7 protein-coding genes are annotated in these 7,758 nt (G+C 53.6%); 5 read left to right on the forward strand and 2 right to left on the reverse strand.

Annotated features, from left to right (window positions below):
• Window positions 1-2: 2 nt before the first annotated feature.
• From rbsA to rbsR, 5 genes are all read left to right on the forward strand, one after another.
• Window positions 3-1,508, forward strand: a complete 1,506-nt coding sequence (gene rbsA / locus DK872_RS14465; RefSeq protein WP_007369356.1) for a ribose ABC transporter ATP-binding protein RbsA — start codon at window positions 3-5, stop codon at window positions 1,506-1,508.
• 5 nt (window positions 1,509-1,513) lie between these two features.
• Window positions 1,514-2,479, forward strand: a complete 966-nt coding sequence (rbsC, locus tag DK872_RS14470) for a ribose ABC transporter permease (protein ID WP_007369355.1) — start codon at window positions 1,514-1,516, stop codon at window positions 2,477-2,479.
• Between the two features lie 26 nt (window positions 2,480-2,505).
• Window positions 2,506-3,396: a ribose ABC transporter substrate-binding protein RbsB gene (gene rbsB, locus DK872_RS14475; RefSeq protein WP_007369354.1), complete on the forward strand. Its 891-nt coding sequence runs from the start codon at window positions 2,506-2,508 to the stop codon at window positions 3,394-3,396.
• Between the two features lie 112 nt (window positions 3,397-3,508).
• Complete coding sequence (gene rbsK / locus DK872_RS14480; protein WP_007369353.1) at window positions 3,509-4,438, forward strand: ribokinase; 930 nt, start codon at window positions 3,509-3,511, stop codon at window positions 4,436-4,438.
• 3 nt (window positions 4,439-4,441) lie between these two features.
• On the forward strand, window positions 4,442-5,434 hold the full coding sequence (gene rbsR / locus DK872_RS14485; RefSeq protein WP_007369352.1) for a ribose operon transcriptional repressor RbsR: 993 nt from the start codon (window positions 4,442-4,444) through the stop codon (window positions 5,432-5,434).
• Here rbsR and mdtD read toward each other — a convergent pair.
• Both mdtD and DK872_RS14495 read right to left on the reverse strand, forming a co-directional pair.
• A complete protein-coding gene (gene mdtD / locus DK872_RS14490; protein ID WP_007369351.1) occupies window positions 5,426-6,829 on the reverse strand; it encodes a multidrug transporter subunit MdtD in 1,404 nt (467 codons plus the stop codon). The genes rbsR and mdtD overlap by 9 nt on opposite strands.
• An 11-nt stretch (window positions 6,830-6,840) precedes the next feature.
• Window positions 6,841-7,530, reverse strand: a complete 690-nt coding sequence (locus DK872_RS14495) for a FadR/GntR family transcriptional regulator (RefSeq protein WP_007369350.1) — start codon at window positions 7,528-7,530, stop codon at window positions 6,841-6,843.
• Between the last annotated feature and the right edge of the window lie 228 nt (window positions 7,531-7,758).

The raw sequence follows: 7,758 nt of genomic DNA on the forward strand, positions 1-7,758 counted from the left end.
TCATGGACGCGTTACTGCAACTCAAGGGGATCGATAAAGCATTCCCCGGCGTTAAAGCGCTTTCCGGCGCGGCGCTGAACGTCTATCCTGGCCGTGTGATGGCGCTGGTGGGCGAAAATGGTGCCGGTAAATCCACGATGATGAAAGTGCTTACGGGCATCTATACCCGTGACGCTGGTTCGCTGCTGTGGCTGGGAAAAGAGACCACCTTTAACGGCCCAAAATCATCGCAGGAAGCCGGTATCGGCATCATCCACCAGGAATTGAACCTGATCCCGCAGCTCACCATTGCTGAGAACATTTTTCTCGGACGTGAGTTCGTCAATCGTTTCGGTAAAATCGACTGGAAAAAGATGTTTGCTGAAGCCGACAAGCTGCTGGCCAAACTGAATCTGCGCTTTAAGAGCGATCGGCTTGTAGGCGAACTCTCCATTGGCGATCAGCAAATGGTCGAAATCGCCAAAGTGATGAGCTACGAATCACAGGTCATCATTATGGATGAACCCACCGATGCCCTGACGGACACCGAAACTGAATCGCTGTTCCGCGTGATCCGCGAGTTGAAATCGCAGGGGCGCGGCATTGTCTATATCTCCCATCGTCTGAAAGAGATCTTCGAGATTTGCGATGATGTGACGGTTTTCCGTGACGGGCAGTTTATCGCCGAGCGTGAAGTGGCGACGCTCACCGAAGATACGCTGATCGAAATGATGGTTGGCCGCAAGCTGGAAGACCAATACCCGCGTCTGGATCAAGCGCCGGGCGAAGTGCGCCTTACTGTCAATAATCTGTGTGGTCCCGGCGTGGAAAACGTCAGTTTCACCCTGCGCAAAGGCGAGATCCTTGGCGTCGCCGGGTTGATGGGCGCTGGCCGCACCGAACTGATGAAAGTGCTGTATGGCGCACTGCCGCGCACCAGCGGTTATGTGACACTCGACGGCCATGAAGTGATCACCCGCTCTCCGCAGGACGGGCTGGCGAACGGCATCGTCTATATTTCAGAAGACCGTAAGCGCGACGGCTTAGTGCTCGGCATGTCGGTGAAAGAGAATATGTCGCTGACGGCACTGCGTTACTTCAGCCGTGCGGGCGGTTCGCTGAAGCATAAAGATGAACAGCAGGCGGTGAATGATTTTATCCGTCTGTTCAATGTGAAAACGCCATCGATGGAACAGGCGATTGGTTTGCTCTCCGGCGGTAATCAGCAAAAAGTGGCGATTGCCCGTGGTCTGATGACGCGGCCAAAAGTGCTGATCCTCGACGAACCGACGCGTGGCGTCGATGTTGGGGCGAAAAAAGAGATTTATCAGCTTATTAACCAGTTCAAGGCAGACGGGCTGAGCATCATCCTGGTCTCCTCTGAAATGCCGGAAGTGCTGGGAATGAGCGATCGCATTATGGTGATGCATGAAGGGCATCTCGGCGGTGAATTCACGCGCGAGCAGGCCACTCAGGAAGTGTTGATGGCTGCCGCTGTGGGCAAGCTTAATCGTGTGAATCAGGAGTAAAAAAGATGACTACCCAGGCTGTTTCTGGTCGCCGTTATTTCAGCAAAGCATGGCTAATGGAACAAAAATCGTTAATTGCTTTGCTGGTGTTGATTGCGATTGTTTCGACCATGAGTCCGAACTTTTTTACCGTCAATAACCTGCTGAATATCCTGCAACAAACCTCGGTAAACGCCATTATGGCGGTGGGGATGACGCTGGTTATCCTGACCTCGGGAATTGATCTGTCCGTCGGTTCCCTGCTGGCGCTCACCGGCGCGGTTGCGGCATCGATGATTGGCGTGGAAGTGAATGCGCTGGTGGCCGTTGCTGGCGCGCTGGCGCTGGGGGCGGCTATCGGCGCCGTTACCGGGGCGATTGTCGCGAAAGGCCGCGTGCAGGCGTTTATCGCTACGTTGGTAATGATGTTGCTGCTGCGCGGCGTAACGCTGGTTTATACCAATGGCAGCCCAATCAATACCGGATTTACCGCTAACGCAGATATTTTTGGCTGGTTTGGTATTGGCCGTCCGCTCGGGATCCCGACGCCAGTGTGGCTGATGGCTGTGGTCTTTATCGCCGCCTGGTATTTATTGCATCAAACTCGCCTGGGTCGCTATATCTATGCTTTGGGCGGTAACGAAGCGGCGACGCGCTTGTCCGGCATCTCCGTCGATAAAGTGAAAATTATCGTCTACTCGCTGTGCGGCCTGCTGGCTTCACTGGCGGGCATTATTGAAGTGGCGCGTCTCTCTTCTGCACAGCCTACTGCTGGGGCCGGTTATGAACTGGATGCTATTGCTGCGGTGGTATTGGGCGGAACCAGTCTGGCTGGCGGTAAAGGTCGCATTGTTGGGACGTTGATCGGCGCATTGATTCTGGGCTTCCTCAATAATGGATTGAATTTGTTGAGCGTTTCCTCCTATTACCAGATGATCGTTAAAGCAGTGGTGATTCTGCTCGCGGTGCTGGTAGACAACAAAAAGCAGTAATTACCTACACAACAGGACTCGTGAATATGAACATGAAAAAACTGGCCACTCTGGTTTCTGCTGTTGCACTGAGCGCCACCATTAGCGCAAACGCGATGGCGAAAGACTCTATTGCTCTGGTGATTTCCACGCTGAACAACCCGTTCTTCGTCTCCCTGAAGGATGGAGCACAGAAAGAGGCGGATAAACTGGGGTATGACCTGGTTGTCCTGGATTCGCAGAACAACCCGGCCAAAGAGCTGGCCAACGTGCAGGATCTGACCGTTCGCGGTACCAAACTGCTGCTGATTAACCCGACAGACTCCGATGCTGTTGGTAACGCGATCAAAATGGCTAACCAGGCAAAAATCCCGGTAATTACCCTCGACCGCGTAGCAAGCAGCGGTGAAGTGGTAAGCCACATTGCGTCTGACAACGTGCTCGGCGGCAAAATTGCTGGCGACTACATCGCTAAAAAAGCGGGTGAAGGTGCGAAAGTTATCGAACTGGCGGGTATTGCCGGGACTTCCGCTGCACGTGAACGTGGCGAAGGTTTCCAGCAGGCCGTTGCTGCTCATAAATTTAACGTGCTGGCCAGCCAGCCGGCAGACTTTGATCGTACTAAAGGCCTGAACGTTATGCAGAACCTGCTGACGGCTCACCCGGATGTTCAGGCAGTCTTTGCCCAGAACGATGAAATGGCGCTGGGCGCGCTGCGTGCACTGCAAACTGCCGGTAAAACCGACGTGATGGTGGTGGGTTTTGACGGTACGCCAGACGGTATTAAAGCTGTAAATGACGGTAAACTGGCAGCAACGATTGCTCAGTTGCCGGAGCAAATTGGCGCGAAAGGTGTTGATACCGCAGACAAAGTGCTGAAAGGCGAAAAAGTCTACGCGAAAAACCCGGTTGACCTGAAACTGGTCATCAAGCAGTAATAAGCAGTTCAGTCGGTAGGCTTGAACCTGCCGCCTGGGGACAACGTAAAAATAAAGAAAAGCATGGCACGCGCCACCGGGAACGGTGGCGCACTTTATGGACAAGCTCATCATGAAAACCGCAGGCAAACTCGTCGTCCTTGGTAGTATCAATGCCGATCACATTCTTAACCTTGAATCTTTCCCGACGCCGGGCGAAACCGTCACTGGCAGCCAGTATCAGGTGGCTTTCGGTGGTAAAGGCGCAAACCAGGCGGTTGCCGCCGGGCGTAGCGGCGCTGATATCGCTTTTATTGCCTGCACGGGCGATGACGACACGGGCGTTCGTGTTCGTAAGCAGCTGGAAAGCGATCATATTGATGTCGCGCCAGTAAGCGTTGTTGCGGGGGAATCCACCGGTGTGGCGCTGATTTTTGTTAATGGCGAAGGTGAGAATGTCATCGGTATTCATGCGGGAGCGAATGCGGCGCTCTCGATTGAACGCGTAGAAGCGCAGCACGCGCTGATTGCGAACGCATCGGCATTGCTGATGCAACTGGAGTCGCCGGTAGAAAGCGTACTGGCTGCCGCGCGCATCGCGCAGCAGAACCACACAACCGTTGCGCTTAACCCGGCTCCGGCGCGGGAACTTTCCGATGAACTGCTGGCGCTGGTGGACATCATCACACCAAATGAAACCGAAGCGGAAAAACTGACTGGTATTCGCGTTGACAGTGATGAAGACGCCGCGCGTGCCGCGCAGGCGTTGCATGCCAAAGGGATCAAGACGGTAATTATTACCCTTGGCAGCCGTGGCGTATGGGCAAGTGTTAATGGCGAAGGTAAACGCGTCCCCGGCTTTAAAGTGAAAGCCATTGATACCATTGCCGCTGGCGATACCTTTAACGGCGCGCTGTTGACGGCATTGCTGGAAGATAAAACGCTGGATGAAGCGATCCGTTTTGCTCATGCGGCAGCGGCGATTGCTGTCACGCGTAAAGGCGCGCAACCTTCTGTTCCGTGGCGCAAAGAGATTGATGATTTTCTCTCTCAGCAGGGGTGAAACTTGGCCACCATGAAGGATGTTGCCCGCGTGGCGGGCGTTTCCACCTCAACGGTATCCCACGTTATTAACAAAGATCGCTTTGTCAGTGATGCTGTTCGGGAGAAGGTGGAAGCAGCGATCAAAACGCTGAACTATGCCCCTTCTGCGCTGGCGCGGAGCCTGAAAATCAATCAGACCCGCACCATCGGCATGCTGATAACCGCCAGTACTAACCCCTTTTATTCCGAGCTGGTGCGCGGCGTGGAGCGTAGCTGTTTTGAGCGCGGTTACAGCCTGGTGTTGTGCAATACCGAAGGCGATGAACAGCGGATGAACAGTAATCTGGAAACGCTGATGCAGAAGCGCGTCGACGGGTTGCTGCTGCTGTGCACCGAGACCCATCAACCTTCGCAAGAGATCATGCAGCGCTATCCTTCCATACCGACCGTGATGATGGACTGGGCGCCGTTTAACGGTGATAGCGATCTGATTCAGGATAACTCTTTGCTGGGTGGCGATATGGCAACGCAGTACCTGATCAATAAAGGATTCACGCGTATAGCCTGTATCACCGGGCCACTGGATAAAACGCCTGCGCGTTTGCGTCTGGAGGGGTATCGCGAAGCGATGACGCGCGCCGGGTTAACCATCCGTGAAGGCGATGAAATCGAGAGCGACTTTGAATTCGGCGGCGGTTTTGATGCCATGCAGGCATTACTGGCGATGAACGAACGCCCGCAGGCGGTTTTTATCGGCAACGATGCGATGGCTGTTGGCGCATACCAGGCTTTGTATCAGGCCGGGTTGAAGATCCCGCAAGATATGGCGATTGTCGGTTACGACGATATTGAACTGGCGCGCTATATGACTCCACCGCTCACCACTATCCATCAACCAAAAGATGAACTGGGTGAGCTGGCAATTGACGTGCTTATCCACCGTATTGCTGAACCGGGTTTGCAGCAACAGCGGTTGCAGCTCACGCCGATTCTGATAGAGCGTGGTTCAGCCTGATTTTTTGTGGCGCTCTTTGATCAGGTTGCGGCCATCTTTCGCTTTCAGCAGCATAAAGACCAGCGCGGAGAGCAGCGTGATAGCGCCCATGGTAATAAAGGTGTAGTGGAACTGCTCCACGGTATTAATGCTATCGAACCCTTCATAGAAACGCAGCACCGCAGCGCTGACCGCGACCCCCAGACTTATCGATAACTGTTGCGTGACTGCCAGGACGCTGTTGCCGCTGCTGGCATTTTCATCGGTTAAGTCCGCCAGAGTAATGGTATTCATCGAGGTAAACTGGGTGGACATTGCCATCCCCAGGATGAACAGCGGCAGCACCAGCATCCATACTGCCATCGCCGGCGTTTGCAGCGCGAACTGGGCAATCATCAAACCAATAAACAGCGTAATACCAACCAGCGTCTTGCGATAACCGAACCAGCGCAATATCTGTGTGACCGTGGATTTTGCCAGAATAGAGCCCAGCGCGGTTGGCGCCATCATGCAACCAGCAATCAGCGCGGGATACCCAAAACCGACCTGCAACATCAGCGGCATCAAAAACGGTACGCAACCCGTCCCCAGGCGGGAAGCAATGTTCCCGGCGATGCCGACGGAAAAGGTGCGGGTGTTAAACAGATTGAGTGATATCAGTGGAGCAGGGTGGCGACGCGCATGGCGAACGTAAGCCCAAAGCAAACCGAGACCGCTGAGGATAATCGCGAAAGCAATCCAGCTGGCGACCAGCTTCTCTCCAAATAACTCCATGCCGCTGGAAAACAGTACAAGGCTCAAACCAAAAAGGAAAAAGCCCCCCATATCGAAACTTCGCCGTGGCGTGGTGAAGTTCGGCATATATTTCCGCGCATAAAACAGGCCAGCTATACCAATCGGAATATTAATCAAGAAGATCCAGTGCCAGCTTGCCCAGGTGACCAGCACGCCGCCCAATACCGGGCCAAGAATCGGCCCGACAAGCCCGGGCATGGTGACAAAGTTCAGGACCGGCAGCAGTTCACTGCGCGGATACGCGCGTAGTAATGCCAGACGGGCCACCGGCATCATCATCGCACCGCCAATCCCCTGAATGACACGAAACACAACCAGCATTGACAGTGAGTTGGAGAGCGCGCACGCCAGTGAGCCGAGGGTAAACAGGCTTACCGCCAGCATAAATACCCGACGAGTGCCAAAACGGTCTGCCAGCCAACCGCTCATCGGGATCAGCATGGCCACGGTCAGCGTGTAACTAATGATGGTGGATTGCATCGCCAGCGGGGAGCGGCCAAGGCTCTGTGCTATTGCGGGTAGGGCGGTGTTAAGAATGGTGGCATCCAGTGCCTGCATAAAAAAAGCCATTGCTGCGATCCATGGCAGGCCGGCCATACTGCGCGCTTTCTTCTCTGTCATACCAATTCCCGTTAATTAGGCGTATTCAGTAATAACTGGCTCGCCCGGAATGCGCTTTCGCCGTCGCTTTCCTGAATGGCGTCCACTATCGCCTGGTGAAGGTCGAGTTTGATCACTTCGTTTTGAGTTATAGAGGTAAAGTAGGTGTGGTAAATCGAGTGAAAGAGTGAAGAGAAAGAAATAAGGAAGGGGTTATCACTCATCGCGTAAATGTGTTCGTGCCAGGCCGTATCCACTTCAATCCAGCGTTCGCGGTTAAAGTCCTTTTTCAGGCTAACCATCTCTTCCATTAGGGTATTGAGATACGCTTTTTGTTCTGCGCTGGCGAGTGTTGCTGCGAGCAGGCAAGCCTGAGGTTCAAGGCTGCTGCGCATAATAAGGAAGTGCTGAATGATTTCCTTGAAGTTATCCTCGTGCATCCACCAGAACAATAATTCTTTATCAAGGAAGTTCCAGTTGTCGCGGGGCATTACCCGGGTGCCAATACGCGGGCGAGGCAAGACCATCCCTTTTGCGGTTAATGTCTTTACCGCTTCCCTGACTGCGGTGCGGCTGACGCCAAACTTCTCACCCAGTTCCATCTCACCCGGTAAAATCGAGCCCGGAGCATATTCACCTTTCAGGATCTGTTGCGCCAGTTTCTCTGCTAACACCCAGGAGATGTTTTTCTGCGCGGCAAGCTGCTGTGCGTTTAAAGGCATTTCTCACTTCCTTTTTTCTTTGTATCACTCGCTAGTATGCCATTCGATATCTGTCAGTGGTGGCAAAAACAGCAAAATCAGTTATTCATGCCTCTTTTTGCCGCGTTTTGTTGAAAAAAGACACGGTTGAAAACTTTTTTTAAATTAGGGGTTGTCAGCCAGAATTATCTCCCTATAATGCGCCTCCACTGACACGGCACAACGGCATACACACCGGCCTGTCAGGTG

The organism is Kosakonia sp. MH5 (genome assembly GCF_009935945.1).
GTDB classification, from domain to species: domain Bacteria; phylum Pseudomonadota; class Gammaproteobacteria; order Enterobacterales; family Enterobacteriaceae; genus Kosakonia; species Kosakonia radicincitans.

Coding starts and splice junctions, on each gene's coding strand:
- rbsA (WP_007369356.1), top strand. CDS start 3: ATGGACGCGTTACTGCAACTCAAGGGGATCGATAAAGCATTCCCCGGC.
- rbsC (WP_007369355.1), top strand. CDS start 1,514: ATGACTACCCAGGCTGTTTCTGGTCGCCGTTATTTCAGCAAAGCATGG.
- rbsB (WP_007369354.1), top strand. CDS start 2,506: ATGAACATGAAAAAACTGGCCACTCTGGTTTCTGCTGTTGCACTGAGC.
- rbsK (WP_007369353.1), top strand. CDS start 3,509: ATGAAAACCGCAGGCAAACTCGTCGTCCTTGGTAGTATCAATGCCGAT.
- mdtD (WP_007369351.1), bottom strand. CDS start 6,829: ATGACAGAGAAGAAAGCGCGCAGTATGGCCGGCCTGCCATGGATCGCA.
- DK872_RS14495 (WP_007369350.1), bottom strand. CDS start 7,530: ATGCCTTTAAACGCACAGCAGCTTGCCGCGCAGAAAAACATCTCCTGG.